Genomic DNA, 419 nt, shown 5'->3' on the forward strand with positions numbered 1-419 from the left:
TGTGCATCACCGGATACCTCTCCGCTGATGAGCGTTGGCATACGGGATTCGCTGGCGTTGACGGTGTTGTCACCCGCCACCGTTTCGATGGTCAGGGCATTATGTGCCTGGGTATCGAGCACCACATTTTGGTGCTCAACCGCAATCGCGGTGTTACCGGAGGCATCCACACCGGTGACCATTACCTGTACGTCATTGTTGCCTTCATTCAGCGCCGCGGTTGGTACCGGCACTTCATAGCGCAGCTGGCCGTTGGCATCGACCACAACCTGGCCGTTGAAATCATGCCCGTTGACGCTGACTACCACGTGGTCACCCACCTGCGCATCACCGCTCACCACGCCGGAGATCATCGTCGGCATACGGGATTCGCTGGCGTTGACGGTGTTGTCACCCGCCACCGTTTCGATGGTCAGGGC

Annotated in this window: 1 protein-coding gene; it reads right to left on the reverse strand. The window is 59.2% G+C overall.

Going from position 1 to position 419, the window contains the following annotated elements; translation table 11 throughout:
• Window positions 1-419, reverse strand: a 419-nt coding sequence (locus tag M975_RS22015) for an Ig-like domain-containing protein (RefSeq protein WP_157093432.1), incomplete at both ends; no start/stop codon positions are given.

This window comes from Buttiauxella brennerae ATCC 51605, assembly GCF_001654925.1.
In the GTDB taxonomy this organism is placed as follows: Bacteria; Pseudomonadota; Gammaproteobacteria; order Enterobacterales; family Enterobacteriaceae; genus Buttiauxella; species Buttiauxella brennerae.